Raw genomic sequence first — 26,155 nt, 5'->3', positions numbered from 1 at the left:
AAGCGAACGACAGAATGGTGAGCAGCATCATGAGTCGCGTCCGCCACGGCTCCGCTTGGACGTCTTGCGACGTTTGCGGAGGACGAACTTGTTACTCGGCTTGTTGCGCTTGCGGGTCTTGAGTCCCAGCGCAGGCTTGCCCCAAGGGGTTACAGGACCAGAACGCCCGATCGGAGCTCGGCCTTCACCACCACCATGGGGGTGGTCGCAGGGATTCATCACACTGCCTCGCACCTGAGGTCGGCGTCCGAGCCAACGCCGGCGCCCTGCCTTGCCAAGGCTGGTGTTGCGGATCTCCGAGTTGCCGACTTCGCCGATGGTGGCGTAGCACTCACGGCGCACCAGGCGAACCTCAGTGGATGGCAGTTTCAGGGCGACGTAATCGCCCTCCTTGGCCATCACCTGAGCGCTGGCTCCGGCAGTTCGGACCATTTGTCCACCGCGACCGGCGTAAAGCTCGACACAGTGAACGCTGGAACCGAGGGGAATGTCAGAGAGCGGCATGGCATTGCCGATCTCGATTGGAGATTCAGGCCCTGAGACCACCGTCTGACCGATGGTGACTCCTGCTGGAGCCAGGATGTATCTCTTCTCACCATCGGTGTAGAAGAGAAGGGCCAGCCGCGCATTGCGGTGCGGGTCGTAGTGAATGGCGGCCACCTTGGCGGGGACGCCGTGCTTGTTGCGTCGGAAATCGACGATGCGGTATTGCCGCTTGTGGCCACCGCCACGATGGCGACAGGTGATCACGCCGCGGTTGTTGCGTCCCTTGCGGCGGTGCTTTGACACCACAAGCGAACGCTCCGGCTTGCGGCCGGTGACTTCACTGAAGTCGGTGACGACCCGGGTGCGGGTACCGGGTGTGTAGGGGCGGAAGGTACGGATTGCCATGACGTTTCAGACCCCTCAGGACTCAGGGAAGAGTTGGATGGAGTTGCCCTCAGCGAGGCGCACCACAGCCTTCTTAACCTGAGAGCGCTTGCCGGCAAATTTGCCGACCCGACGACTGCGGCGGGGAGGATTCATGGTGCTCACGCCGGTGACCTTGACATCGAATAGCTGCTCAACAGCGGCTTTGATGTCGGGCTTGGCAGCTCGGTGGTCCACCTCGAAGGTGTACTGGTTCAGTTCCAGTGCTCGGGTGGCTTTTTCTGTGATGAGGGGCCTGCGGATCACATCCGCCAGGCGTCCTGTGAAGCGCTCAGTCATCTCCGTAGACCTCCTGGATGGTTGCGAGTGCCTCTTCGCCCAACACCAATGCATTGGCGTGGAGCAGATCGAAGACGTTGAGCTGGTCAGCAGTGATCAGCTTTACCTTCTCGAGGTTGCGAACGGACCGTTTCACAACATTGCTAGGGGCGGTGAGCACAATCAAAACTTTCGCGTCGGCAGCAACTCCGAGGCGCCCGAGTGCGTCAACGACTTCACGGGTTTTTGGCGCTTCGAGGGCTGCTCCGAAGTCCTTTACCACAATCACGTCATCGATGCGGGCCATCAGCGCGGTGCGCAGGGCCAGACGACGCTCCTTGCGATTCATCGCAAGGTTGTAGGTGCGCGGCTTGGGACCAAACACAATGCCGCCGCCGGGACGCAGAGGCGTACGGATCGATCCCTGACGGGCACGACCGGTTCCTTTCTGCTTGTAAGGCTTGCGTCCGCCACCTCGTACTTCGGCACGGGTGAGGGTGCTTGCGGTTCCCTGGCGGCTGTGGGCCTGCTGGCGCAGCACCGCACGGTGCATCAGGTCAACGGCAGTGGTTTCCTTGGCCACCTTCAGGTCAATGGAAGCCTTGCCGGTTTCCTTGCCCTGCCAGTCACGAACAACACAATTGGCCATCACTTACCTCCTTTGGTGGGCTTGGCACCCACACGATTGGCGGGCCGGATGTTCAGAAGAGATCCAGGCTTGCCAGGTACAGAGCCCTTGACCACGAGCAGGTTGCGGTCGCTGTCCACCTTGAGGATCGTGAGGGCCCTCGTGGTGATTTTCTTGCCGCCATAGCGACCAGCCATTCGCTTGCCGGGGTAGATCCGACCTGGTGTGGTGCCAGCGCCGGTTGAACCGGGCTCACGATGGTTCTTCGAGCCGTGGGTCATCGGACCTCGGCTGAAGCCATGACGCTTTTGATAACCGGCGAAGCCACGACCCATGGTGTCGCCGCTGACGTCAACCTTCTGGCCTGCCTCGAAATCACCCACGGTGATTGCGCCACCCAGTTCGAGACCCTTCAGGTCGTCGACGCGATATTCATGCAGGTGGCGGAGGATCCCCTCGCCGGATTTGGCGAGGTGACCCTTGGCGGGCTTGTTGATCAGCTTTTCGCGTGTTTCGCCAAAGCCGATCTGCACGGCTTCATAGCCGTCAGTTTCAGTGGTCTTGAGTTGGGTGATTCGGCAAGGCCCCGCCTCGATCAAAGTGACCGGGACGGCTTTGCCTTGCTCGTCGAAGAACTGGGACATACCCAGTTTCTTCCCAAGGATGCCGATGGACATGGGAGGTAATGACGCCAGCGTGGACAACCTCAGCTGTTGCAACTTGACGCTGCTGTAGCTGTGGCCTGAAGGGCGCTGATTGAGATGACGCAGTCATGGCCGAAAGCTTCAACGGAAACCGCTGGGGCAATTCGGATTGGGGCTAGCGAGCGAATCAGCTGGCTGGGACTTAATCAACCGGTGAAGGTCGGTAGTTTCCCGGCAATGCAACGAATGAAATCGCTGAATTGCACTGGCCTGAAGATCCGGCGCACACGCCGGACCTGCTCTTGGAACTGGAGGCCCGGCTAGCGGACGGGCACAGATCGGCAGAGCAAATAAAAACCCTACACCACTGCCTTCCGGCTTCCATTCATCCCTGATCAGCTGCCAGACTCATTCCATCTGGACTAATTCCATGCCGCTGCTGCTTTCAGGTCGGGGTTTCCGCCGTGAACTGGAATCCGCAGGTGTCATGGCAGTCCATGCTCCCCTTGAGGGCGGCGCAGAGACGCGCCTGCTGAGGCGACTGCGTGCCGCTGGGTACCGCACACAGATCACCTCAGCACGCGGTTTCGGAGATCCGGAGGTGTTTCTGTTGCAGAAACACGGCGTGCGCCCTCCACACCTTGGACATCAAAGCGTTGGACGTGGTGCGGCGGTTGGAGAGGTGCAGGAAGTCATGCCTCAGCTTGGAGAGATTCTGCTTGGAAACAAGCCGGTCGTTCTCTGGCTGATCGAGGGGCAGGTGCTGTCTCGATCGGAATTGCTGTCCCTCTGTGACCTTTGCCGGCGTGAGCCGCGCTTGAAGATTGTGGTGGAAATGGGTGGTGCGCGCAGCCTGCGCTGGCAGCCGATGACACGGCTGCTGGGAGCCTGACCACCTGTCTTCTGCCGGTCACCGGTTCACAGACCGCCGGTGATGAAGCCCTTGGGGAGGGGCGTTGGGTCAAATTGATCTGTGGGGCCAGTAATCAAGATTTGGCTGCGGTTGCAGACCTTTGTGCCCTGTATGCCGTGGCCGGCGTTCAGTGTGTCGACGTGGCAGCCGACGCCGCTGTCGTCAATGCTGCTCGCACCGGTCTCAGCTGGGCCCGGGAACGCACTGGTCACTCCCCCTGGTTGATGGTCAGCGTCAGCGATGGACGTGATGCCCATTTTCGTAAGGCTGTCTTTGACCCGTCCCGTTGCCCACCTGATTGCGCGCGCCCCTGCGAGAGGGTCTGCCCGGCTGATGCCATTCATGCCGGTCCTGGTGTCGACCCCAACCGTTGCTACGGCTGTGGGCGCTGTTTGCCGGCCTGCCCCCTTGGCCTGATTGAAACCTCCGATCACCGAGTGGGGCTGGACAACCTCGCCCTTCTGCTGGCCGAGCTCCAACCCGATGCGATTGAGGTTCATACCGCACCTGGGCGTGAGCAGGACTTTGATCGCACGCTTGAGCAGGTTGCAGCTGCCTCGATTCCTCTGCGCAGGCTGGCGGTCAGCTGCGGTCTTGAGGGGCATGGTCTTCGCTCCGAAGATCTGGTCACGGAGCTGTGGGGTCGCCATGAGGCCCTGCGAAAGCATGGTTTTCGACCTCTCTGGCAGCTGGATGGACGTCCTATGAGCGGCGATGTCGGTGCAGGCACGGCCCGTGCGGCACTGCGGCTCTGGCAGCAGGTGCGGACCAGCGCACCTCCGGGTCCGTTGCAGCTGGCGGGAGGCACCAATGGCGCGACGATTGGTTTGCTGGACGGCCTGGGGCTGCCGCGTTCCAGTGGTCCTGCAGGCGTCGCCTTTGGTGGCATGGCCCGTTCGATCGTGCAACCTCTTCTGCAGGAGGCGGAATGCCGCCGGACCACCCTGCGTGACTGGCCCTTCGGCTGGGAGCAGGCCCTGGCGCTGGCCCGTGATCTTGTCATCCCCTGGCTTTCACGCCCCTGACGGTCCCGATTGGGGACTCAATCCTGCTAGAAGGCGTTTAGGTCCTGATGAGCACTGGGAGCCTGGGCCATGAGTACCGAGCGCATCACCGATGATCTGCAGCGACTGCTCGCGTTGTTGCCCACCGCAGTTCAGGAAGCTCTTGCATCCGCTGAACGTCGTGATCAGCTGCTTGAGGTCGTGCTCGATCTCGGTCGGATTCCGGAAGCGCGCTATCCAGGTCGCTCGGTTGAACTTGGTGGCCGCTGCCTGGAGCGCAACGATCTCGAGGAGATGGTGAGCAGGATCGGCCAGTTCGGTGCTGATAATCGTGCCGGCATCGAGCGAACACTCCATCGCATCAGCGCCGTTCGTAATCGCAGCGGTGATGTGGTCGGCCTCACCTGTCGCGTTGGACGCGCAGTTTTCGGAACAGTCGCCATAGTTCGTGATCTGCTCGACAACGGTGAGTCACTGCTGCTGATGGGACGCCCCGGTGTGGGCAAGACCACAGCTCTTAGGGAAATTGCCCGTGTGTTGGCCGATGATCTGCACAAGCGGGTCGTTGTGATCGACACCAGCAATGAAATCGCTGGTGATGGAGACATTCCACATCCTGCAATTGGTCGTGCCAGGCGCATGCAGGTGGCCAGGCCCGAACTTCAGCACCAGGTGATGATCGAGGCTGTTGAAAATCACATGCCCGAAGTCATCGTGATCGATGAGATCGGCACTGAGCTGGAAGCTCAGGCGGCACGCACGATCGCCGAGAGGGGAGTGATGCTTGTGGCCACCGCCCACGGCAATGCACTCGCCAATCTGATTAAGAATCCGACATTGTGCGATCTGGTGGGTGGGATTGAGTCCGTCACCCTTGGCGACGATGAGGCACGCCGGCGTCGAACGCAGAAAACGGTTCTGGAGCGTGCTGCTGAACCCACCTTCCCGCTCGCTGTGGAGATGCACAGCCGCCATCGCTGGGCAGTTCACGACGATGTCGGGCGCACGGTGGATCTGTTGCTGCGTGGACAAAGCCCCAGGCCTCAGCAGCGTGAACTGATGGCGGACGGCGGCGTCAGGCTTGTCGACCCAGAGCCTTCAATGCCGCAGCCTCCTCAGCGGCGGCCTGCCTTGGCCGTTGTTCCTTTGCCCGATCCCAGGCGTTCCGTTCCCAGGGACGATGCTCCCGAAAAGTCCGCCGTTGATGTGGCACCGCGTGAGCTGAAGCTGCAGGTGCTCTGTTGTGGACTCAGTCAGCAGCGACTCGAAGAAGCTGTCCGCTGCCATGGTTGGCCTGTCAGTGCTGTTGACGATCTGGCGTGTGCGGATGTGCTGCTGAGCGTGCGTCGAGGGTTAGGACGCCAGCCCGAGCTTCGCCGACAGGCAAGGGAGGCCGGGGTGCCGATTCTTGTCATCAAGTCGGATTCTCTGGCCCAGGTGGAGCGAGCTCTTGAGCGACTGCTCAACCGCCAGCCTCTGCCCAGACAAGACCAGGAGTCTGAGAGGTCATTCGTTCATCCGGATCGAGGCGATGCCTTGGCGGCTCTCGAGGAATGCCGTCTTGCAGTCGAGCAGATTGTGATGCCGCAGGGGCGTCCGGTTGAACTTCTACCTCGCAACGAGAACGTTCTTCAGATGCAGGCAGATCTTGTGGCGCGTTATAGCCTTCAGAGCGATGTCTATGGATCCAGTGATCAGCGCCGGCTCAGGGTCTTCCCGCCATGATCTCGCGCCTGGATGCTCGGATGGATTGACGAAGGTCACTCCGTTGTGAGTAACTATTTGAACCCCAGAGTTGACCTCCGTAGGGAGTTTCATCACTGGAATCAATGGGCCGTCGCCAAGCGGTAAGGCAGCGGGTTTTGGTCTCGCCATTCCTAGGTTCGAATCCTAGCGGCCCAGTTTTTCTTGATCCTCAGTGCGGTCACCCAGTCTGCTGGTCTTCGATTTTGACGGCGTGATTGTGGATGGGATGAACGAGTACTGGTGGAGTGCTCGTCGTGCCTGCCTGCAGCTCAATCCCGCTGTCGATCTTCCTGAGTCCACACCGCCACAGTTCCGGCAGCTCAGGCCCTGGATTCATCACGGTTGGGAGATGGTGCTGAGCGCGGCATTGATTTCCGAGCAACGCGGTCCTCTCGAGCAGCTCGGGGTCCAGGCATTTGTGCACGGCTACACGGCGCAATGCACAGCTGCCCTGGAGCGTTTCGGCTGGACTCCTGCCTTGCTGCAGCAGACCCTGGAGGTGGTGCGGGCCACTGCCGTGCGGACCGATCCGGACTCCTGGCTGGCTTTGCATCAGCCCTATCCGGGAGTGCCTGAGCGTTTGACTGCTTTTTCGGAAGAGAACATGGCCTGGGCGGTGCTCACCACCAAGGCACGGGATTTCACCGCTGAGCTGCTCGCCTCGATGGGGCTCAAGCCAGAACGGCTGGATGGGCATGAGTCGGGATCCAAGCCTGAGGTGCTGCGCCGCCTGGCCTGCGACTGGACACTGGAGGGTTTTGTCGAGGACCGTCGCCCCACCTTGGAAACCGTTCGAACCACCCCAGGCCTCGAAACCCTGCGCTGCTGGCTTGTCAGCTGGGGCTACCTGAGACCCACGGATGTGACGGACCTCTCCAGTGGAATTCGCCTATTGAGGCCAGAGCAGTTCTCAGCCCCCTTGGCGGACTGGCCCTGATTCGATAACGTACATCTGTACTACGTGAGACGGATGGCCTGGATCGGGGCACTGGATGATCTGTCCGGTCTCTGATCCCACCGAGGCGTCGGTTCATCCGCCGTCCCGATCAGCTGCCTGCGGCGTTCTTCTGCTCCTTAACTGTTTCAGCCATGCCAGCCGACGTGAAAGCCTCCCAGTCCTCCGGCGGAGATGTCCGCCCCGGTGAGCGCGATAAAGCGCTCAATCTCGTGCTCGGTCAGATCGAGCGCAACTTCGGCAAGGGTTCGATCATGCGTCTCGGGGACGCATCCAGGATGAGGGTGGAAACCATTTCCACTGGAGCTCTCACCCTTGATCTCGCCCTCGGTGGTGGGTATCCCAAGGGACGAGTCGTTGAGGTCTACGGGCCCGAAAGTTCCGGTAAGACCACGTTGACCTTGCATGCCATCGCCGAGGTTCAGCGCAATGGAGGCGTCGCTGCCTTTGTTGATGCCGAGCATGCGCTCGACCCGGTTTATGCGGCATCGCTGGGAGTGGATGTGGAAAACCTGCTGGTTTCTCAGCCGGACACCGGCGAGATGGCGCTGGAAATCGTGGACCAGTTGGTCCGCTCCGCGGCTGTCGACATCGTGGTGGTTGACTCTGTTGCCGCTCTGACGCCCCGTGCTGAGATCGAAGGTGAGATGGGCGACCTTGCCGTGGGCAGTCAGGCCCGTCTGATGAGCCAGGCGATGCGCAAGATCACGGGCAATATCGGCAAGTCCGGTTGCACGGTGATTTTCCTCAATCAACTGCGCCTCAAGATTGGTGTCACCTACGGCAACCCAGAAACCACCACCGGTGGTAACGCTCTCAAGTTTTATGCCTCGGTGCGTCTTGATATCCGCCGTATTCAGACTCTCAAGCGCGGTACTGAGGAATACGGCATCCGCGCCAAGGTGAAGGTGGCCAAAAACAAAGTGGCTCCTCCCTTCCGCATTGCGGAATTCGACATCCTCTTTGGCCGTGGGATCAGCACGCTGGGTTGTCTGCTTGATCTGGCGGAGGAGACGGGTGTCGTGACTCGCAAGGGTGCCTGGTACAGCTATGAGGGCGACAACATCGGTCAGGGTCGTGACAACACCATTGGTTGGCTGGAGCAAAATTCGGAGGCCAAGGATGCCATTGAGGTTTTGGTGCGTCAGAAGCTGACGGAGGGTTCGGAAGTCACGTCCAACTCCATGCGTCCTCTTGCTGCTGCGGCACGCTCGGCTGCTGCCAAGCCTCTCGCCAAGTCCGCTGAGGTTGCTGCGCCGTCGAAGGACGCAGCCTGATTAGCCCTGCTTGAGCTGTGGGGAGCTGCATTCGCTGCGGCTTCTCTGCAGGTTTCCTGTGATGCGCTGAAGTTCCTGAATGGCTTCCGCACCTTCGAATTTCACCAGTTCGCGGCCGTTGCGGGATTCGACCCAGCTGATCCCAAAGTCAGAGACCAGAAAGCGCACCATATGTTGCTCGCCAAGCTCAGCCATAAATGAGGCTCCACTTCCGTGCTGGCCGTCATCGCAGACGTAGCAGGTTGCTGTGATGCCCTGTTTGCTGAGATTTGTCGCCAGAGCCTGAAGGCTCATGACCAGATCTTGGACGACCGAGCGGTACTGCTCGGCAAGTCGGAGGAACACGCAGAACACCACCCAGGTGCATATGAGCCTAAAGGTTTTCTTTCGAATTCAGGGTTGAGGTGAGCTTTCGCGGTTTTATGGGCTGTCGGCAAGTGTCCAGAATCCGGCGGCAGGCCCGATGAAGCGCACCACCACCCAGAACAGCACCAGGGCTGCGATGCCGATCCAGGCGCCTCGTGTGGTGATGGACACGAATTGCGTGGCCTGCGCTCGAGTCAGCGGTAACCAGGTGATAAATCGCTCAGCGTCCTTGGGGTCGGGTTTGCTCTGGCGAGGTGGCAGTCCCTGACTGGCACGGCGTCGTGCTTCTCCCATCTCAGGCCTCACAAGCTGTTGGTCAGCCTAGAAGTGATTCTCAGTCTGGCCGAAGTCTCTGCAACGAGTCCCAGGGTTCAAGCGCGCGCAGCACCTGCTCTCCCCAGCTGCGTCCTCGGACCCGTCCGTCGAGGATGGCCAGCCGACCACCGCTGCGTCTGAGCGAGGCAATGGCAGGGATCAAAATGGCCAATGCTTCCGGTAGCAGAAGCGTGCGAAACCAATCACGTCTCTGGCGCTTCAGCAACTCCACACGGGCTGCGGTCAGAGGGTCCTCCAGGCTGGCGATCGGCAGCATGGCTGCAATCAGCTGTTCCGGGTCCGGAAGCAGATGCTGATGACTCAACCACCAGTTCCAGCTGCAGCAGATCACTCCGTTTGACTCCGGTGCGGTGTTTTCCAACGTGACCCTGCTGCCGAATTCCGCTGCAAGCTCGCTGCAGAGACGCTGACGCATGCAGGGCGCATCCACCAGGACTGCGGTTAATCCAGTTCGGCCAAGGATCAGGCGTCGACTCTGCTCAAGAAGATGGCCGGCGAAAATTTCAGTGTTCGGCAGCGGCTGACGCCTCGGCAAATAGATCGGCAGTGGCTCTCCACGCGGTGCATCGCGTAGATCGATTCGCAGCTCATCGCTGTCGATGCTCGGCTCTTCACCATGACTTCGACAGCCCCCATCTGCGTGGATCAATGTCCAGGGATGCTTTAGGAAGAGCGATTCCAGCGTGATCAGTGGTTCAAGCGGTTGCAACTGCCAGCTCCACTGCAGGGTGTTCGAATCCACGCGAGCCCAGCTGGCCCAAGATGGCCGGTCCACGGACATCAGCTGGCACCAGGGTTCTGGTGTTGAACCCAGCAGCTGCAGCAGATCGCGAACCCGGGTCAAAGCGCTCCCGGGCATGGCGAGGTCGCGGTTCGTTCCGCCACCAAGGGCGACAAGCTGGCGGCTCAGGCGTTCATGCAGATCCAGCAAACCCTCTCCTGCGGAGGGAAATGCTGCTCGCAGTTCCTCCCAGTGACAGGATTCGATGTTCACGGTCATGGCCCGTCGCAGACGTTCTTGAAGCCACTCCGCCTCAGGAACAACAAGATGATCGTCAGGACGGAGCTGTCCGCGGCGATGGACATCCAGAAGCTGTTGGTGTGTCAACAGCCAGATCTGGTCTCCAGGCGGGGGATCAAAGCCTGTCCAGCATCCCAGCTTTAATCCGCTCTCCAGCAGGCGCGTCCGTTCAACATGCAGCAACCGCTGGTGTTGAGTCGGGTCGAGAACCAGCACGGTGTGATTGCTGCGCAGGCTGAGCGGCACCAGCAGGGCTAGCCACCAACGGTCGCTGCTGCCCGCAGACAGCTGGATTCTGGTTCGATCCTGGCGTCGCAGACTTCGGCCCACCAGGCGACTCAGGGTCAGTTGGTGCTCCCATTGGCCCGCTTCTCCCCGAAGCAGGTGCTTGAGCTGCTGATGGGCCTGGACTTCCAGCATTCGAAAAGCCTAAGAACGGCCGGGCCCCTCATCGGTTCAGGCTGAGCTGTTCCGATCCCCGCACAAGTCGAGCAACATGGGCTGGATGTGGACAGCAGTGATGGATCAGGAGCGGATCGCAGAACTCGCTGGTGTCAGCAGGGTCGGTGTTGTGGGTCTTGGCCTGATCGGTGGCTCGATCGGGCTGGATCTGCGTGCTCTTGGGGTGAGCGTTCAGGGCCTCGTGCATCGCGACAGCACAGCGGAGCGTGCCCTTGAGCGCGGGCTTGTCGATACTGTCAGCTGCGACCCTGCCTGCCTCGCGGGATGTGATCTTGTCGTGCTGGCATTGCCGCTCGAGGCCTTGCTGCAGCCGCAAGATGCGCTGCTTCAAGCCCTGCCGTCTGAGGCCGTCATCACGGATGTGGGGTCGGTGAAGGGAGCCGTCCTCGATGTCTGGAGAGATCGCCATCCCCGCTTCGTGGCGTCTCACCCCATGGCAGGGACTGCGGAGTCAGGGGTGGACTCCGGTTGCCGTGGTCTGTTCAGAGGACGCGCCTGGGTTGGAACTCCAGAGGCTGAGACAGATCCCGAAGCTCTGACGCAGGTGAGAGCTTTGGCTTGCTCGCTCGGTGCGCACTGGATCAGTGCGGATCCGTTCATTCATGACCAGGCCGTTGCCCTGATCTCCCATCTGCCCGTGATGGTGAGCGCAGCACTGCTGCGCGTGCTCGGGGAGGAGCGAGACCCACGCGTGCGCGATCTTGCGCGTCAATTGGCGTCCAGTGGTTTCGCTGATACAACGCGGGTTGGTGGTGGCAATCCAGCGCTGGGAACGGCAATGGCCTGCCGCAATACCTCTGCATTGCTGAAGTCTCTTGCCGCCTATCGATGGAGCCTCGAACAGCTTGAAGAGGCAATCCTCAACGGCCATTGGGCTCAATTGGAGCAGGAGTTGGAAAAAACTCGCGCCTTGCGTCCAGGGTTTCTGGAGCCCCCTTCTGATCCAGTTAGACCGCAAGCCTGAGGGTCAGACCTCGCCCAGCCATCAATTGCCTGCATGCCATCAGTGCGGACAGGCTGACGCCGGCGGTGCCCTCTCCGGGATGAATGGAATCACCGCACAGCCACAGCTGGGGAATCGGCGTGCGGCTGGCCAGTCCAAAGGGGCCGAAGCGATCTGGGCTCTGCCCAAGACCACCCACCACGCCATCCGGACGCCCGGTCCAGTGGGCGAATCCTCTCGGAGTTGCCAGCTCCTGATGCAGCCAGGCGTCATCCGGCAGTTTCAAAGCGGCGTTCACGTCTTGTCGAATTGAATCCCGAAGCTCCCGTTTGCGTTGCTGGTAAGCCTTCTCATCCATGTCATGCCAGCCCTCCGGCGAGGTGAAGACGCTGGCGATCACGGTGGCCTGGCCCTCCGGGGCTCGTCCGTCACCGTCGTGGCTGATCGACAAAAAGAGTGAACCGGGGGAGTTGCCGTCGCGCTGCAGGTGTCCAGGGCATTCGTCCGGCAGGTGATGCCGTTCCACAGCTCCGTAAAACACAATCGCTCCGCTCGGTGCTTTGAGGCTGTTCAGGTGCTTGCGGTACTTGTCGGGCATCTGTTCCCGATCCGGAATCAGGTCTGGCAGGCACTGCGGCGGAAGGCTGCAGATGATCTCGCTGGCCTGTAGGCATCGTTGCGCTGTCCCAGGAGCTTCAACCGTGACCGACCATCCAGATTGATCGCCATCGCGCTCCAATTTCAGAGCACGATGGCGCAGAAACACCCGCCCACCATCGCGTTCCAGGGCTGTCTCCAGCTGGTGGCTAAGGCTCTGCATCGATCCGTGCAGATGCCACAGACCGAGTGGGGCCTGGCACATCTGTAAGACCGTGGCGCCATAGAGAGCTGCTGTGCGGTCACTCGGTTGCTGTGAATACAGCCGTAGCTGGAGGTCGAGGAAGCGTCGCAGTCGCCGGTCTCCAGCGCATCCGCTGAGGGTCAGTAGATCAGACACCGTGAGCAGACTGAGTGGGGCACAAGCCAGATTTCCGGGGGTCAGGGCAGCCAGGGTGCGTCCGAAATCCCAGCCAGTGCGAATCGGCAGCACTGGATCAGCTGCAGCAAACTGCCAGTTCTGACGATGAATCCAGCTGCACAGCTGCCAAAAGCGTTCGCTGCCAGGGAATTGCTGGTTGCGCTCCTGGCGCCAGCGCTGAGGATCGTGCCAGAGATGCACCGGTGGCGACCCGTCATTGAGGTCCACCACACATCCGGGGTCCAGCTGTTCGGCTTCCGGAGGTTGGATGTCCAGGTGCTGGAAGAGCCGTGCATGACTTCCTCCGGGTTCCAGTCCCGCAACCTGTGTTGCGCCCACATCAAAGGTGAACGGACCCCGTCGGAACGTTCCAGCACAACCACCAAGCTGGTGGTGTGCCTCCAGCAGGGTGACGCCCAAACCCTCATGGGCCAGCAGAGCTGCGGCGGTGAGACCGGCAATGCCGCCACCGATCACGATCACGTCCTGGACTGGTTCCATCGCGGCATGCTGGCAGCAGAGTTAGATCAGCGTGGATGCGTGATCAGCTGGAACAGGCACTGGCGGCTGCCACTGAGTTGCTTGAGGGACGACAGGTCGTTGATGTGCTCAGTGTGGGCGGCAGCAGTGTGGGTTCCACGTGGCGGGTGAACCTGAACGATGGTGAGCAACTCTTCGTCAAGGTGGCCGAAACGGCCAACTTGCTTGCGGAACAGTCCGGTCTACAGGCGTTACGTCACTGGGCAGATCCAGCCTTGATCGAAGTGCCTCAGGTGCTCGGCTGCTTGCCACTGCCTGAGAACTCAGCCTTGGTGATGGCATGGTGGGATGCCAGTAGCGGCGATCAGTTCTGTCTTGGCCGGGGACTGGCGCAGATTCATCGTGTGTCGGCTGAGGCCGGACCAGGTCGTTTCGGCTGGGATCGTGATGGCTTCATCGGTCTTGGTGCCCAGCCATCCGGATGGCGTGACAGCTGGGGCGATGCGTTCACTCAACTCAGACTTCAGCCCCAGCTGCGTCTGGCCTCTGAGTGGGGGCTAGCTGTGCAGGACTGGGAGCCAGTGCTTGAACCGATCGCTGCATGGCTGAATCGTCATGCCCCTGCACCCTGCCTGGTTCATGGCGATCTATGGGCTGGCAATGCAGCGGTGCTGGCTGATGGTCGTGGTCTCTTGATTGATCCCGCCAGTTGGTGGGCTGATCGCGAAGTGGATCTGGCCATGACCCATCTCTTCGGTGGATTCTCTCGTCGCTTTATGGAGGGATACAGCCGCGAATGGCCACTGCCTGCGGGCGCGGATCAGAGAATTGAAGCTCTCAATCTCTATCACCTGTTAAATCACGCCAACCTTTTTGGCGGTGGATACCAACAACAAAGCCGCAGGATCCTTAAGGATCTGCGGCTCGCCTTGCTCTGAAACGATCGTGAATGAACCTGATGGCTCATGCCAAGTGGCTTCAGCCCAGGTACTCCTTGCGAAGCGTCTGAATTCTGTCAACTAGAGCATTGCGCTTGTCGCTTGTGGTGAGATTCTTCCAGCTCCATTGCCCGACCACCACAACGCCGAGCAATTCCAGCAGGCCCGGGACAACCGGCAGCAAATTGATCGTGTCGAGAATGCCTTTGATCAGGATCTGGGCAACGATCACAGCGGCAAAAATGCCAACAACCTTGCCGATTCGCCCTGCCTGGCTCCAATCGACCTTGTCGAGAGTTTCGTTCACCTTGCCGAGGACGTCTTTGTAGCGCTCGGCGAAGGCGATGTTGTCGCCTGTGGCGCTTTCAGTCGACTGCGTAGTGGTTTCGTCGCTCATGACGCCTAGGCTGGCTACTAATACTCCGCGACGATATCGGCAAGATCACTGGAATGCCATGCCGGCTCCGTATCGATCTCGATTGTCTGATGATTCTCAGGGCTTCTCTTGGAGCTGTATCACCGGAAGAGGGTTGCGCATTGCTGCTTGGGGAGTCAGCACCTGATCTCAATGTGCGCTTCGTGTGGCCCTGTTGCAATGTCTGGCGCCCTGGTTTCGGCGGATTCAACGATGCGATCACGGGAGACCGAGATCAATCGCTGGTTTGTGCTTCGCGCCGATCACGTTTCGCACTCGATCCTCGTGAGCAAATCGCTGCCCAGCGTTGGTCTCGCCAGAGAGGTTGGCGGGTTCTAGGCAGTGCGCATTCCCATCCAGAGGGCCAGCCGCTGCCAAGTGCACTGGATAGGCAATGGGCTGCCGGCGAGGGGGTCATGGTCATTGATGCCGGTGTCGCCGGCGTCCGTGCCTGGTGGTTACAGGGGGCCGGGCCGGGGGGGCCTGACAAGCCTGTCAGCGCTCTTTCGTTGGTTGTCCACAGTCAGGCAACTGTGGGAGAAACTGTGATGTCGTGTCCCGATGGCGTCTTTCTGCCTCTGCAATGACGGAACACCTTCCAGATCCCGATCTGAGTGCTCAGGAGCGTGGACGTTATGCCCGTCACCTCACACTCCCGGAGTTTGGGGTTGCCGGTCAGCGGCGGTTGAAAACAGCATCGGTGTTGTGTGTTGGCGCCGGTGGGCTCGGCTCGCCTTTATTGATGTACCTGGCGGCGGCTGGTGTTGGTCGCATCGGCATCGTTGACGACGACCGAGTGGAGGTCTCCAACCTTCAGCGGCAGGTCATTCATGCCGAAAGTGGCCTTGGCCAGCTCAAGACGGATTCCGCTCGTCAAAGGATCGTGGGCCTGAATTCCCATTGCCGGGTTGAGCAGCACGCTTGCCGGCTCACCACCACCAATGCTATCGAGCTGGTCGAGGGTCATGACCTGGTGGTTGATGGGTCCGATAACTTTCCTACTCGCTATCTGATCAACGACGTCTGTGCCTTGCTCAACAAGCCGTGGGTGTATGGCTCCGTCCAGCGTTTCGAAGGTCAGGTCAGTGTCTTCAACCAAGGCCCTCAGTCACCGGATTATCGCGATCTGGTTCCGGAGCCACCGCCCCCTGGCCTTGTTCCCTCCTGCTCAGATGGTGGAGTTGTTGGGGTGATGCCGGGATTGATCGGGCTGCTTCAAGCCACCGAAACCATCAAGTTGCTGGCAGGACTTGGTGAATCTCTGGATGGGAGGCTGCTGCTTGTGGATGGCCTGACCATGCGTTTCCGTGAGCTGCGTCTGCAGCGCCGCCCCCAGCGCCCTCCCATCACTGGCCTGATCGATTACGAGGCGTTCTGTAGCGTCGACAATTCTGGCCGTCTTGAGGGAGCGTCAAGCGTGAGAAGCATTTCCGTGAAGGAGCTCAGCGCACTGTTGGACGACGGCGGTGAGCTGGTACTGATTGATGTGCGCAATCCCTCGGAAGCTGACGTGGCCGTGATTCCACGATCGCAACTGATCCCGCTTGCACAAATCGAGAACGGAGAGAGGATCGAGGAGATTCGCCGCCTTGCTGGTCAAGGTCCGATCTACGTGCATTGCAAGCTGGGAGGACGTTCTGCTCGGGCGGTCGAGCTGCTGTCCCAGCAAGGAATCGACGCCACCAATGTGGCGGGAGGGATCGATGCCTGGTCGCAGCAGGTCGATCCGGGAGTTGTTCGATACTGAGGCTGGATCAAGCCGTCAGTAGTCAACCCCACGCTTGAGGTCGACTCCCTGTTCGGCGTAGTGCTTGTGGCACACCATCTCAGAATGAACACTCGCCAGATCGAAGTAGGCCGGTGGGTGTTTGCAGCGCCCTGTGATGATCACTTCAGTTTCGGAGGGCTTGCGCACCAGGGCTTGCACGATGGGTTCGACCGGTAGCAGTTCCAGGTCAACGGTGGGATTGAGTTCGTCCAGGATCACGGTCTTGTAAAGGCCGCTGGCGATTGCCGCTCGGGCAATTTCCCAGGCGCGTTCAGCCTCCACGTAATCGATCGGTTCCTGTTGACCACGCCAGACGATCGCGTCCCGTCCAGAACGCAGGTGGTCGACCAGGTGCGGATAGCTCTCACGCAGAGCTGCAATCGCAGCATCCTCGGTGTAACCGTTGCCTCCCTTGAGCCATTGCAGGATCAGGACGCGATGACTTTTGTCCTGACTGATGCCTCGACCGATGGCCTGGAGACCTTTGCCCAGGGCGCTGGTCGACTTCCCTTTGCCTTCGCCGGTGTAAATCTCGATTCCACCCGGTGACGGGAATGGAAGCAGCGAATCATCTTTGGGCTCAATCCGTCTGTGGGCTCGCATCTCAGAGTGCAGATCGGCGATCTGAATTAACGGTTGGGGGGCAGCCCGTCCGGTCACGATGATTTCCATGCCCTCCGGTCGTGCCGAGAGGGTCTTCACCACGTCGTTGATATCGAGCAGACCGAGATCCAGCACCGGGTTCAGTTCGTCCAGAACCACAACGGAATAGAGGGCGCTGGCAATCGCGCCTCGCGCGATGTCCCAACCTCTCTGGGCTTCCTGTTGGTCGAATTTGGTGGCCTCGTCAGCATTGAAGTAGTCGGCGCGCCCTGTGCGGACCTGATCGATGAGGTGGGGGAAACCCTGCTGCAATGCTTCAATCGCTGCATCCTCGTCGTAGGCCCGTCCAGGCCCTTTGAGGAATCGCAGCAGCAGAACTCTGGTTCGCCTTTGTTCGCAGATGCCCAGACCAATCGTGCGCAGCACAACACCAAGTGCGGCCTGGCTTTTGCCCTTGCCTTCTCCGTCGTACACATGCAGCTGACCCAGGCTGCGTTCACGGCTGTCGGCAGCTGTGACGATGCCGATACCTGGCTTGCTGTTGCGTCGGGTTCCGCTCGAGCTATCGGATGACTGGACTGCGTCCATCGTCGATTCCTGGATGGCGCTTCTTACGATCGGAGCATAACGAGATTCCTATTTTCAGCAGTGGCTTTCGAGACCTTGCGCCTGCTGGAATCTTTGTCGGTGGAGGATGAGTTTCGCCTGAAGCACCTTCGTGAATGGATCCTGGGCTGTGATCGCGTGTTCGTGGCTTACTCCGGTGGGGTGGATAGCACCTTGGTGGCTGCCATCGCACAGGAACAGCTTGGCGACTGCGCGTGTGCCATCACCGGCGTGTCGCCTTCGCTGGCTCCTCATCTGTTGGCTGAAGCGCGTCAGCAGGCGCACTGGCTGGGAATCCGCCACCGTGAGGTGGAAACCAGGGAGCTCGAAGACCCCGCCTACAGCAGCAATCCCACGGATCGTTGTTATGCCTGCAAACGCGAGCTGCACAGTCATCTCGCCCCCATTGCTGAGGCTGCTGAAGGAGCAAAGGTGCTGGATGGTGTGAATCTCGATGACCTCGGTGATCATCGGCCTGGCCTACAGGCGGCCAGTGAAGCAGGTGTGGGTTCGCCGCTGGCGGATCTGAAGATCGATAAGTCCTGCGTGCGACGACTGTCCAAGGCGCTGGGATTTCCCTGGTGGGACAAGCCGGCTCAGCCTTGTCTGGCTTCACGCTTTCCCTATGGAGAAGCTATCAGCCATGACCGGCTCAGACAGGTTGGTCATGCGGAAGCCTGGCTGATCGAACGGGGCTTCGCTCGCGTGAGGGTTCGATCCCAAGGCCTTTCGGCCCGGATTGAGGTCCCTCAGGAGCGGCTTGCGGAACTGCTTGCTCCTGAGCTCAGAGACTCATTGGTTCGGGCCATGCTCGAGCTCGGCTTCACCAGTGTGAGCCTCGATTTGGAAGGGTTGGTGAGTGGAAAACTCAACAGGGTTATCCCCGGTTGAGGGCCGATTCAGCCGGCCTGGACGCTCGGTGTCCGTTCTGCTTCAGCCACGGCCGACGGTGTTTCTCGCAGAAAGCTGCGCATGCAGTGGCGACCTGCGCCCAGCTCTTGCCTGAGGTGTTCACAGGCTGATTCGGGCATGGTGTGATCTCCGCAGGTGAAAACATCCACTGCTGCGTAACCGTTTTCAGGCCAGGTGTGAATGGAGATATGGGACTCGGCAAGGAGCGCCAGCCCGGTCACACCCTGAGGTTCGAATCGGTGGGTGATGAGGTTGAGAAGAGTGGCACCAGCACGTTTCGCTGCCATCGTGATGGTGGTTCTCAGGAAGGCTTCGTCGTTGAGCTTCCGTTGATCGCAGCCGTAGAGCTCAAGGATGCAATGTTTTCCCACCATCTCAGTCGCACTCGTCTGACTGGGGCTGGGGGCTGAGATTGTTAAAGCGTCGTCCCATCCCGGGTTGGGATGAAGGCAGGACAGGGTCTGCTCCATCAGGGCATCGAAGAAAAGGGCTCCAGACCCTAGCTTTTTCTCAGCCCGTTTCTCAAGTGATCAGCGTTGAGAATCTGCGAACGCTGCCGCCACTGGCCTTCGAAGGCGTTCAGGTGCGTTGCGCTCACAAGGCATTGATGGGAATCACCCACGGCTTCCAGCAGGGTGAGCTGGCGACGTGGATCCAGTTCCGCCAGAACATCATCCAGCAGCAGCAGAGGGGGATGACCACACAATTCACCCACCAATTCCAGTTCGGCCAGCTTCAGTGCCAGCACCACGGTGCGCTGCTGCCCTGCAGATCCGAAGCGGCGAGCTGCAGTGCCATTGAGCATCAGATCGATTTCGTCGCGATGGGGTCCCACTCTGCAGCTGCCCAGCCTCTGCTCGTCTGGCCGCTGCCGCTGCAGTTGCTCTTCGATGGACAGCCGCCAGGTTTCCTCGGCCTCTTCCCCTTCCAGCACGCTTCCGGGCGAGTAGCGCAGTTCCAGTTGTTCATCGCCCTGGCTGAGACGTTGCTGCCAGGCTGCGGCGAGGGGCTCGAGTCGTGCCAAGGCACGGCGACGGCGGCGGTGAATGCGTGTGCATACCAGTGCCATCTGGGTGTCGAAGCTGTCCAGTAGCACGTTCCGTTCCAGCGACATGCCGAGCCCACCTCGTCTCCAGAACTGACTGCGTTGTCGCAGCAGGCGGTTGTAGCGACCAATCAGGTCGCCATAGACCGGTTCCAGCTGCAACACGACCCGATCGAGCCACTGGCGCCTCAGTGCCGGCTCTCCACGCACCAGATGGAGATCCAGCGCACTGAACCCGACACAGCGGAGGGGGCCGATCAGATCCATCTGACGCTGCAGCACCTTGCCGTTGCGTCGAGCCTGTCGTCCTCCCCGTCGCCGCAGTTCGAGTTCGACCACATCCTCATCAAGGCAGGTGGCCTTGAGCAGAGCGCGGGAGGCATCCCAGTGGATCAGATCCGCATCCTGGCTGGATCGATGTGAGCGCAGGCTGCCCAGCAGCTCCACTGATTCGAGCAGGTTGGATTTGCCAACGCCGTTGCTGCCGATCACCAGCAGACGCGGCGCATCAATCTCCAGCTGCAGATTGCAGTGGTTGCGGAACTCCTGCAGTTCGAGCCGGAGAAGCCGAATCGGTCCGGGTGCGGTGTGTGGCTAAGGTAACTGGAGCGTGGTTGTTCTCCCAGCCTCCGCGTGGGCATGTAGCTCAGTTGGATAGAGCATCAGATTCCGGTTCTGAGGGTCGGGGGTTCGAGTCCCTCCATGCTCGTGTTCAGAAAGATCGACCGGTCATCGCAGCCGCAGGCCCATCGCTCTGATCCCGCCAGGATCAAGAATGAAGCCGCGCGATTTCAGTGCATCCAGCGCCTGGGCAGGTGCTGCAATCGAAATGCTGCATCCGGGCAAATCTCTGCGTAAACAGGCCAGTGAACGGTGAACCAGCACCTCCAGCAATCTGGCTTGATCAGGTCCTGAAGCGGCTGCCAGGTTCCAGAGATTGGCATTCAGTGCCTGATCACTGGTGGCTCTGACAAAGCCCACAAGTCGCTGCTCTTCACTGTCGAGGATGCTGAGGTGCCAGATGCTGCGTTGCAGTGCCAGCGGCCAGCGTTCCACCGGGTGGGGTTGATCGCCGCAGTCTTCCAGCAGGGCATTGATGCTGTTCCCATCGGGAACGAACTCCATGCTCTCGCTGTAGCGCTCTGGGAGCCGTGGAACGGCGGCCTGTTGGCGAAAGGGAAGCAGTGCCACTGCGACTCAACCGGTGTTGCGCATGCCTGCGGCAATGCCGTTGATGGTGAGCAGTGCGCCGCGCAGAAGCTCACTGCGGCTGTAGGTCCGACCGTCGCCGTCACTCGGAAATTCGCTCATAGGTGGCTGACGGTTCTGATCACGCAGGCGTTTGAGTAGGGCCACTTGCAAGAACCCGAGCGGCACGATCGTGCGGTTGCGCAAGTTCACCGACAGCTGCAGTGCCGGGTCGGCATCCAGCAATCTTTCCTGTCTGGTGATGTCCAGAACCAGGCGTCGAGTGAGTGTGTATTCATCAGAGATCGTCGTGTAGATCCGTTCAAAGGCATCGCGATGGCTTGCACTGCCCAGGCTGGTCACGTAGTGACGGGCCAGATCGAGATCGACTTTGGAGAGAGTCATCTCCACTTTGGAAATCAGCATTCGGAAGAAGGGCCAGCGCTGGTGCAGGGTGCGCAGCAAGGTCATCTGCTCTGGATCAGCTTCGAGCTCTTCACTGAGAGCTGTGCCCACACCGAACCAGCTGGGCAGCAGGAATCGGCTCTGGGTCCAGCCAAACACCCAGGGAATCGCACGCAGGCTGGACAGATCCCTGGCGCCGGATTTGCGCCGTGCTGGACGACTGGAGATCTGCAGTTTGCTGATCTCTTCAATCGGAGTCACCTGCTCGAAAAAGGCCACCAGGTCGGGATTGTCATGCACAAGGGCCCGGTAGTGGCGTCGTGAGCATTTCGCTAGTCGAGCCATCAGATCGTTCCAGCTTGGGGTGGCATCCAGCTGATTGGTGACCAGGCTGTTCTGCACCACTGCTGTGGTGACCGTTTCAAGGTTGTAGAGAGCCAGCTCAGGCAGGCTGTACTTGGAAGCCAGCACTTCGCCCTGCTCGGTGATCTTGATGCGTCCCTGAAGAGTGCCGCTCGGTTGGGCCAGGATTGCCTGGTAAGCGGGGCCACCGCCTCTGCCGACGGAGCCTCCACGGCCGTGGAACAAACGCAGGGCCACACCATTGCGTGCAGCCAGATCCTGCAGCGCAATCTGAGCCTTGTGAATTTCCCAGTTGCTGGAGAGGAATCCAGAGTCCTTATTGCTGTCGGAATAACCGAGCATCAGTTCCTGTAGCGGTAGTCCCTGGCTGCCCACGCGAGGCAACAGGTTTCTGTACAGCGTTGTCTGGAAGAGCTCGCCCATCACTTCAGGAGCTCGTTGAAGATCCTCCACCGTTTCGAACAGAGGAACCACCAACAGATCGGCATGGCCAGCGGAGGGATCCACGAGGCCCGCCTCCTTGGCCAGCAGCAGCACCTCCAGTAAGTCGGAAACGCTGTGACTCATGGAAATGACGTACGTGCGGCAGATGCGGCTGCCGAATTCGTCCTGAAGGCGATGCAGCATCCGGAACACATCCACCGTTTCCGCGGTGGTGGCAGACCAATCCACTGCAGGAGGTATCAGGGGACGACGCGTCTGCAGCTCCTGCAGCAACCAGTTCACGCGCTCCTGCTCATTCAGGTCTCCATAGGCCTGGTCTGGATTGAGATATCGGCTGAGTTCATCCAGCGCGTCACTGTGCCGCGTGCTCTCCTGACGGATATCGAGCCCCGCAAGCGAGAAGCCGTAGATGTGAACCTGAGTGAGCAGGGTGTCGAGGGGCTCACAGGTGAGATCAGTGCTCACCAGGCTTGTGCGGATCAGCTCAAGATCACTGCGGAATTCGGCGACCGACCCGTAATGGAGGGCTTCGCTCGGCTGACTTTCGGGAGCAAACGGCTGGGGGCTCTCAGCCGGAGCTCGCCATCCGGCATCGGCCAGCTGATCATTTCTCAACTTGGTGAGACGCAACCGTTCGAGCATGAAGCTCATCTTTAACCGGTAGGGCTCGAGGCGGTAGCGAGTGGCTCGCTCCTCGTAGACCTCTGGGAAGCGAAACCGATCCATTTCCAGTGATTCGAGCAGCGAAGCACTCACCTGACTCCACTGCATCGAGATGCTGAGCTGGTCGCGCAGGCTCTGGACGGCACTGATGTAGCGGTCCAGCATCAACTGACGCTGATAACAGGCTGTCCGCCAGGTGATGTCTGTGGTGACGGAAGGATTGCCGTCGCGATCGGATCCCACCCAAGACCCGAAGGTGCAGAAGGAGGACGGGGGCAGCTGTACATCGGGGTAACTGCCGGAGAGTGCAGTGGTCAGACGGCGACGCAGCTGCGGCATGGCGTCGAACAGAACCTGCTGGAAATAGTGCAGGGCGTAATCGACCTCATCGAGCACGGATGGCTTGAACTGGTGCAGTTCATCCGTACGCCACCAGAGCCTGATTTCCTCTTCCAATTGAAGACGGATGCTGTCGGCTTCGCGTGGACTGGTTTCGAAGGCGGTTTCCAGCTGTTGCAGTAGACTGGCAACACGCCGCTGCTTGTGCCTCACCGTGTGACGCACGATTTCCGTGGGATGGGCTGTGAAAACCAGTCGGATGTCGAGCTCCTGAAGCAAAGTCTCCAGCTGTGCGGGAGGTACGTTCAGGCGCCGCAGACGCTCAAACAGTTCGCTAAACGTGGCGGGTTCTGTCTGAGTTGCCAGTGGTGGAGTGAAGGGATCAACCTGCTCGGCCAGTTCCTGAGAGCGGATGATGCTTTCGAGGTAGCTGTCCTCCTCGATGCGCTGCTCGAGGATGTTCACCAGCTGGAAATACAGCGAGAAGGCTCTGGCCGCTGCAATGGCTTCCGACAGGTCCATATCTCGAATCAGCGAGACCACGGAATCCGAACTGACGGCACTGGGTTCGGGTAAGGCCGGATCACTGAGCTGCTTCATGCGCAGCAGGCGTTCAGCCTGTTCCGCAGGACATTCGCTGCGCAGCACGGTTTGCCACAGATCTTCCACCAGAGCCAGGCGCTGCTGAAGCAGATGGCCATTGCCAGATGTCTCCTGCACCGCAGCCCTGGGCTGATCGCTCGCAGGAATCATTGCTGGGGAGGAGGACATCGAAAGCGGGTCGGGATCTGGAGTCGTCATGATCATCCCAAAGAACGTTCGGCCGGCGTGCACACTCCACGCATCTCCTCCTCTTGCATGGCCGCGATGCTCTCTCGCAGCACCGATTCGATGCTTTCTCCGGAGTGGATGCCCTGCAGCCATCGCATGGCCTGATTGCCTTCTTGTAAAACGCCTGAGAGTGGTTCGAGTTGCTGCTTCAATCCAAGCTCTTCAGCCAGCGGCGTCACGCTGTCGATCAGCTGCTCCAGCCAGTCTCTGCAGGAGCGTTCGCGTCCGTCGCGCCAGTTGTGCAATGTGGTCTCAAGACTGGAACGGGCCGCGGCGCGATCGTTGCTCATGCTCAGCTCTTCCAGTTGCTGAAGATTGAGTGCACTGCTTTGCAGGGGGTCGTGCTGTTCGGGCTCTCGCAGCACCTGCTGCACCCGTAGTTCCAAAAGAACGGTCACTGCAATCAGCACCTCTGGGTCGGTGATCAGATCGCAGATCCGCAGCTCAAGACGATTCAATTGGTGCGGACGGTCCGGTCCGTTCGGTCGCACGGATGTCCAGAGGTGCCGGACGTTGTGCATGGAACCGGCCTCAATCTGCTGATTGGTCCAGGAGATGAAGTGCTGGTGGTCAAGGAAGAGAGGAACGCGTGCCGGCGTGAGCGGGAACTGGAGCCAACGCTGGGAATGCGCTCCGGTGATCCGGCCGTTGAGGAAGGGTGAACTGGCACTCAGAGACAACAACAGAGCCGCTTCACAGCGCACAAGACGCAGAGCAGCGAACAGTTCAGCTGGATTATCGATCCCCAGATTGATATGGATGCTCGCTGTCACCACTGCTGTGCCGTAGGTGGCTTCGATTAGTGAGTGATAAGGGTTGTCCGGGTCTGAACGCTCAAAACGGTCGGTGTCCCCGAGGCTGAGGGTGCTGCCTGGCAGCAGGGTGAGCTCTTGCTCCATCAGCCAGCGACGCAGCTTGCGGCGAGGAGAGAGCAAGGCCTCTGCAATGCCTTCGTAATTGGCCTGCGGATCGGTCACATATTCAAGATTGCGGTGATCTGGCTCCGTCACGAAGCCCTCGAGTTCCCGCTTGGCACGGGCTGCGATGCCGACATTGCGGCCATCGGGTCGGCCGGTGAACAGCTCGACTTCAAAGCCTTTGAGCAACCTGTTCCGGCTCATGCTTCCACGTCCTCGAGACAGGCCAGCGCTGTGAGCATCCCGCGAGCCTTGTTGAGTGTCTCCTGGAACTCTGCTTCTGGCTGGGAATCGGCCACGATTCCCGCTCCTGCCTGCACCTGCAGGGTCCAGCCACCGTCGGATCTTGGTTGTACCACCATGGTGCGGATCGTGATGGCGGTATTGAGTGCTCCGGCCAGGTCCACCGAGCCGTAGACACCTGAATAGGGACCACGGGAGTCAGGTTCAAGCTCGTGGATCAGCTGCATTGCCCTTATCTTTGGAGCTCCGCTCACAGTCCCTGCTGGGAAGGAGGCCATCAACAGATCCCAGATGTCCTTGCCAGGGGCAAGCCGCCCCTCCACTTCGCTCACGATGTGCATGACATGGGAATAACGCTCGATCACCATCAGTTCGCGCACGGAGACCGAACCGGGCGCACAGACCCTGCCCAGGTCATTGCGTCCCAGGTCAACGAGCATCACATGTTCGGCGCGCTCCTTGGGATCGGCCAGCAGGTCGGCTTCGAAGTTCCTGTCCTCAACAGGATTACTGCCTCGGGGCCTCGTACCGGCAATCGGTCGCAGCACCGTACGGATCCCACCCTGATCCGGTTCCGCTTTCACCATCACCTCGGGACTGGAGCCGATCAGCTGCCAGTCACCGAAGTCGAAAAACGCCATGTAAGGAGAGGGGTTGATCATCCGCAGACTGCGGTACAGATCCAGCGGTGGATGATCGACATCAACGCTTAGCCGCTGACTCACGACCAGCTGGAAGGCATCACCAGCAGCAATGTGATCACGCGCTTGGTCCACCGCCTGGTGAAAATCCTCCTGGGTGCGATTGCTTCGGGTCTCTGGGGTTGCACCTTTGTCTGGTCTCCAGTTGAGAGGTCGCACGGGCGGTAAGGGGGCTGCCATGCGTTCGCGCAGTGAGTTGATGCGCGCCATCGCCTCGTCCCAGGCATCCTCAGGACTTGTGGCTGCATTGCGCTGTCCGCTGAGGTCTCCGTAGGCAACAGCGGTAATAAGGCGTTTCACCTGGTCGAAGATCAGGATGCTGTCCATCAGCATCCACAGCCCATCGGGCGGACCATCGGCGCTCGCGGGATGGACAGGAACGCTGGGCTCGATCCAGCGGATCAGCTCGTATCCCCACATTCCATAGAGCTGGCCCAGCGGAGGCAGTCCCGGCAGCGTTGCAGGCCGGTAAGGCTCCAGACAGCTTCTCAAGCAATCGAAGGGGTTCCCACTGAAGGTCTCGCGGTGATTGTCTCGCCAGGTCCGCTCCAGCCCATCACGCGCTGCTGACAACGTCCAGACAGGGTCACAGGCCACCACACTCCAGCGACCGAGGGTTTCGCCACCTTCAACAGATTCCAGCAGCACACCAGGTGGTCGTTGATGTCCGACCTTTAACCAGGTGGTCAGTGGGGTCTCGAGATCCGCAGGCCAGCTGCAGGCCACGGGTATCATCGTGGCGCCTGATTGAGCGGCTTCCAGAAAGGCTTTGCGGTCGGGACTGAGCATGAAG

The 26,155-nt window shown here is 60.2% G+C and carries 26 protein-coding genes and 2 tRNA genes; 12 read left to right on the top strand and 16 right to left on the bottom strand.

Going from position 1 to position 26,155, the window contains the following annotated elements; genetic code table 11:
* Window positions 1–27: 27 nt before the first annotated feature.
* The 4 genes from rplB to rplC are packed head-to-tail and all read right to left on the bottom strand — an operon-like array spanning window position 28 to window position 2,493.
* Complete coding sequence (rplB, locus tag SIB42_RS00605; RefSeq protein WP_067095330.1) at window positions 28–891, bottom strand: 50S ribosomal protein L2; 864 nt, start codon at window positions 889–891, stop codon at window positions 28–30.
* Window positions 892–906: 15 nt separating this feature from the next.
* Complete coding sequence (locus SIB42_RS00600) at window positions 907–1,209, bottom strand: 50S ribosomal protein L23 (protein WP_067095333.1); 303 nt, start codon at window positions 1,207–1,209, stop codon at window positions 907–909.
* Window positions 1,202–1,837, bottom strand: a complete 636-nt coding sequence (rplD, locus tag SIB42_RS00595) for a 50S ribosomal protein L4 (RefSeq protein ID WP_067095336.1) — start codon at window positions 1,835–1,837, stop codon at window positions 1,202–1,204. The genes SIB42_RS00600 and rplD overlap by 8 nt, the downstream gene beginning before the upstream one ends.
* Window positions 1,837–2,493 (bottom strand): 50S ribosomal protein L3, encoded by a 657-nt coding sequence (rplC, locus tag SIB42_RS00590; protein WP_067095339.1) that lies wholly within the window; start codon window positions 2,491–2,493, stop codon window positions 1,837–1,839. Before rplC ends, rplD begins: the two co-directional genes overlap by 1 nt.
* 397 nt (window positions 2,494–2,890) lie before the next feature.
* Between rplC and SIB42_RS00585 the strand changes: the two genes are divergently transcribed.
* From SIB42_RS00585 to recA, 6 genes are all read left to right on the top strand, one after another.
* Entirely contained in the window at window positions 2,891–3,352 is a 462-nt protein-coding gene (locus SIB42_RS00585) for an NAD(P)H-quinone oxidoreductase subunit N (protein WP_067095342.1), read from the top strand.
* An 11-nt stretch (window positions 3,353–3,363) separates the two neighbouring features.
* A complete protein-coding gene (locus SIB42_RS00580; RefSeq protein ID WP_067095344.1) occupies window positions 3,364–4,398 on the top strand; it encodes an LdpA C-terminal domain-containing domain in 1,035 nt (344 codons plus the stop codon).
* Window positions 4,399–4,467: 69 nt separating this feature from the next.
* The gene (locus tag SIB42_RS00575) at window positions 4,468–6,102 is read left to right on the top strand and encodes an AAA family ATPase (protein WP_067095347.1); all 1,635 of its coding nucleotides are present in this window, start codon (window positions 4,468–4,470) and stop codon (window positions 6,100–6,102) included.
* Between the two features lie 105 nt (window positions 6,103–6,207).
* Window positions 6,208–6,279, top strand: a tRNA-Gln gene (locus SIB42_RS00570).
* Window positions 6,280–6,295: 16 nt separating this feature from the next.
* Complete coding sequence (locus SIB42_RS00565) at window positions 6,296–7,060, top strand: HAD family hydrolase (RefSeq protein ID WP_231856415.1); 765 nt, start codon at window positions 6,296–6,298, stop codon at window positions 7,058–7,060.
* A gap of 152 nt (window positions 7,061–7,212) precedes the next feature.
* Window positions 7,213–8,355 carry a recombinase RecA gene (recA, locus tag SIB42_RS00560; RefSeq protein WP_067095349.1) on the top strand — a complete coding sequence of 381 codons (1,143 nt, stop codon included), beginning with the start codon at window positions 7,213–7,215 and terminating at the stop codon, window positions 8,353–8,355.
* Here the strand turns inward: recA and SIB42_RS00555 are convergent, their stop codons facing one another.
* The 3 genes from SIB42_RS00555 to SIB42_RS00545 form a co-directional block, all read right to left on the bottom strand.
* The gene (locus tag SIB42_RS00555; RefSeq protein WP_067095600.1) at window positions 8,356–8,700 is read right to left on the bottom strand and encodes a DUF1815 family protein; all 345 of its coding nucleotides are present in this window, start codon (window positions 8,698–8,700) and stop codon (window positions 8,356–8,358) included.
* A 75-nt stretch (window positions 8,701–8,775) separates the two neighbouring features.
* Window positions 8,776–9,015, bottom strand: coding sequence for a DUF2839 domain-containing protein (locus tag SIB42_RS00550; protein ID WP_067095352.1), 240 nt, complete (start codon window positions 9,013–9,015; stop codon window positions 8,776–8,778).
* Between the two features lie 40 nt (window positions 9,016–9,055).
* Window positions 9,056–10,498: a helicase gene (locus SIB42_RS00545; protein WP_067095355.1), complete on the bottom strand. Its 1,443-nt coding sequence runs from the start codon at window positions 10,496–10,498 to the stop codon at window positions 9,056–9,058.
* An 85-nt stretch (window positions 10,499–10,583) separates the two neighbouring features.
* On the opposite strand from SIB42_RS00545, the gene SIB42_RS00540 reads away from it, so the two are divergent.
* Entirely contained in the window at window positions 10,584–11,504 is a 921-nt protein-coding gene (locus tag SIB42_RS00540) for a prephenate/arogenate dehydrogenase (protein WP_067095602.1), read from the top strand.
* Here the strand turns inward: SIB42_RS00540 and crtD are convergent.
* On the bottom strand, window positions 11,488–13,002 hold the full coding sequence (gene crtD / locus SIB42_RS00535) for a C-3',4' desaturase CrtD (RefSeq protein ID WP_067095358.1): 1,515 nt from the start codon (window positions 13,000–13,002) through the stop codon (window positions 11,488–11,490). The two genes, SIB42_RS00540 and crtD, sit on opposite strands and share 17 nt — an antisense overlap.
* 35 nt (window positions 13,003–13,037) lie before the next feature.
* On the opposite strand from crtD, the gene SIB42_RS00530 reads away from it, so the two are divergent.
* Window positions 13,038–13,919 (top strand): fructosamine kinase family protein, encoded by an 882-nt coding sequence (locus SIB42_RS00530; RefSeq protein ID WP_067095361.1) that lies wholly within the window; start codon window positions 13,038–13,040, stop codon window positions 13,917–13,919.
* Between the two features lie 40 nt (window positions 13,920–13,959).
* Here the strand turns inward: SIB42_RS00530 and SIB42_RS00525 are convergent, their stop codons facing one another.
* On the bottom strand, window positions 13,960–14,316 hold the full coding sequence (locus SIB42_RS00525; RefSeq protein WP_067095364.1) for a CAAD domain-containing protein: 357 nt from the start codon (window positions 14,314–14,316) through the stop codon (window positions 13,960–13,962).
* A 53-nt stretch (window positions 14,317–14,369) separates the two neighbouring features.
* Between SIB42_RS00525 and SIB42_RS00520 the strand changes: the two genes are divergently transcribed.
* Both SIB42_RS00520 and moeB read left to right on the top strand, forming a co-directional pair.
* Window positions 14,370–14,921: a M67 family metallopeptidase gene (locus tag SIB42_RS00520; protein ID WP_067095367.1), complete on the top strand. Its 552-nt coding sequence runs from the start codon at window positions 14,370–14,372 to the stop codon at window positions 14,919–14,921.
* Complete coding sequence (moeB, locus tag SIB42_RS00515; RefSeq protein ID WP_067095372.1) at window positions 14,918–16,081, top strand: molybdopterin-synthase adenylyltransferase MoeB; 1,164 nt, start codon at window positions 14,918–14,920, stop codon at window positions 16,079–16,081. Before SIB42_RS00520 ends, moeB begins: the two co-directional genes overlap by 4 nt.
* A 15-nt stretch (window positions 16,082–16,096) precedes the next feature.
* On the opposite strand, the gene SIB42_RS00510 is transcribed toward moeB, so the two are convergent.
* Window positions 16,097–17,293, bottom strand: a complete 1,197-nt coding sequence (locus tag SIB42_RS00510; protein WP_067095375.1) for a cob(I)yrinic acid a,c-diamide adenosyltransferase — start codon at window positions 17,291–17,293, stop codon at window positions 16,097–16,099.
* Window positions 17,294–17,353: 60 nt separating this feature from the next.
* Between SIB42_RS00510 and larE the strand changes: the two genes are divergently transcribed.
* Window positions 17,354–18,202, top strand: coding sequence for an ATP-dependent sacrificial sulfur transferase LarE (larE, locus tag SIB42_RS00505; protein ID WP_082825042.1), 849 nt, complete (start codon window positions 17,354–17,356; stop codon window positions 18,200–18,202).
* 8 nt (window positions 18,203–18,210) lie between these two features.
* Here larE and speD read toward each other — a convergent pair whose 3' ends face one another.
* Both speD and recF read right to left on the bottom strand, forming a co-directional pair.
* Window positions 18,211–18,693 (bottom strand): adenosylmethionine decarboxylase, encoded by a 483-nt coding sequence (gene speD, locus SIB42_RS00500; RefSeq protein WP_067095377.1) that lies wholly within the window; start codon window positions 18,691–18,693, stop codon window positions 18,211–18,213.
* Between the two features lie 29 nt (window positions 18,694–18,722).
* On the bottom strand, window positions 18,723–19,820 hold the full coding sequence (gene recF, locus SIB42_RS00495) for a DNA replication/repair protein RecF (RefSeq protein ID WP_231856420.1): 1,098 nt from the start codon (window positions 19,818–19,820) through the stop codon (window positions 18,723–18,725).
* A gap of 83 nt (window positions 19,821–19,903) precedes the next feature.
* Between recF and SIB42_RS00490 the strand changes: the two genes are divergently transcribed.
* Window positions 19,904–19,977, top strand: a tRNA-Arg gene (locus tag SIB42_RS00490).
* A 20-nt stretch (window positions 19,978–19,997) separates the two neighbouring features.
* Here the strand turns inward: SIB42_RS00490 and SIB42_RS00485 are convergent.
* The 4 genes from SIB42_RS00485 to SIB42_RS00470 are packed head-to-tail and all read right to left on the bottom strand — an operon-like array spanning window position 19,998 to window position 26,151.
* Complete coding sequence (locus tag SIB42_RS00485; RefSeq protein WP_082825043.1) at window positions 19,998–20,459, bottom strand: GNAT family acetyltransferase; 462 nt, start codon at window positions 20,457–20,459, stop codon at window positions 19,998–20,000.
* Between the two features lie 6 nt (window positions 20,460–20,465).
* Window positions 20,466–23,477 (bottom strand): phosphoenolpyruvate carboxylase, encoded by a 3,012-nt coding sequence (gene ppc, locus SIB42_RS00480; protein WP_197459893.1) that lies wholly within the window; start codon window positions 23,475–23,477, stop codon window positions 20,466–20,468.
* A complete protein-coding gene (gshA, locus tag SIB42_RS00475; protein ID WP_067095384.1) occupies window positions 23,474–24,622 on the bottom strand; it encodes a glutamate--cysteine ligase in 1,149 nt (382 codons plus the stop codon). The genes ppc and gshA overlap by 4 nt, the downstream gene beginning before the upstream one ends.
* Window positions 24,619–26,151, bottom strand: a complete 1,533-nt coding sequence (locus SIB42_RS00470) for an anthranilate synthase component I family protein (RefSeq protein WP_067095387.1) — start codon at window positions 26,149–26,151, stop codon at window positions 24,619–24,621. Before SIB42_RS00470 ends, gshA begins: the two co-directional genes overlap by 4 nt.
* Window positions 26,152–26,155: the final 4 nt, after the last annotated feature.

The sequence above is a fragment of the Synechococcus sp. MIT S9508 genome (assembly GCF_047303045.1).
In the GTDB taxonomy this organism is placed as follows: domain Bacteria; phylum Cyanobacteriota; class Cyanobacteriia; order PCC-6307; family Cyanobiaceae; genus Synechococcus_C.
This window is presented reverse-complemented; position numbering and strand designations above follow the sequence as displayed.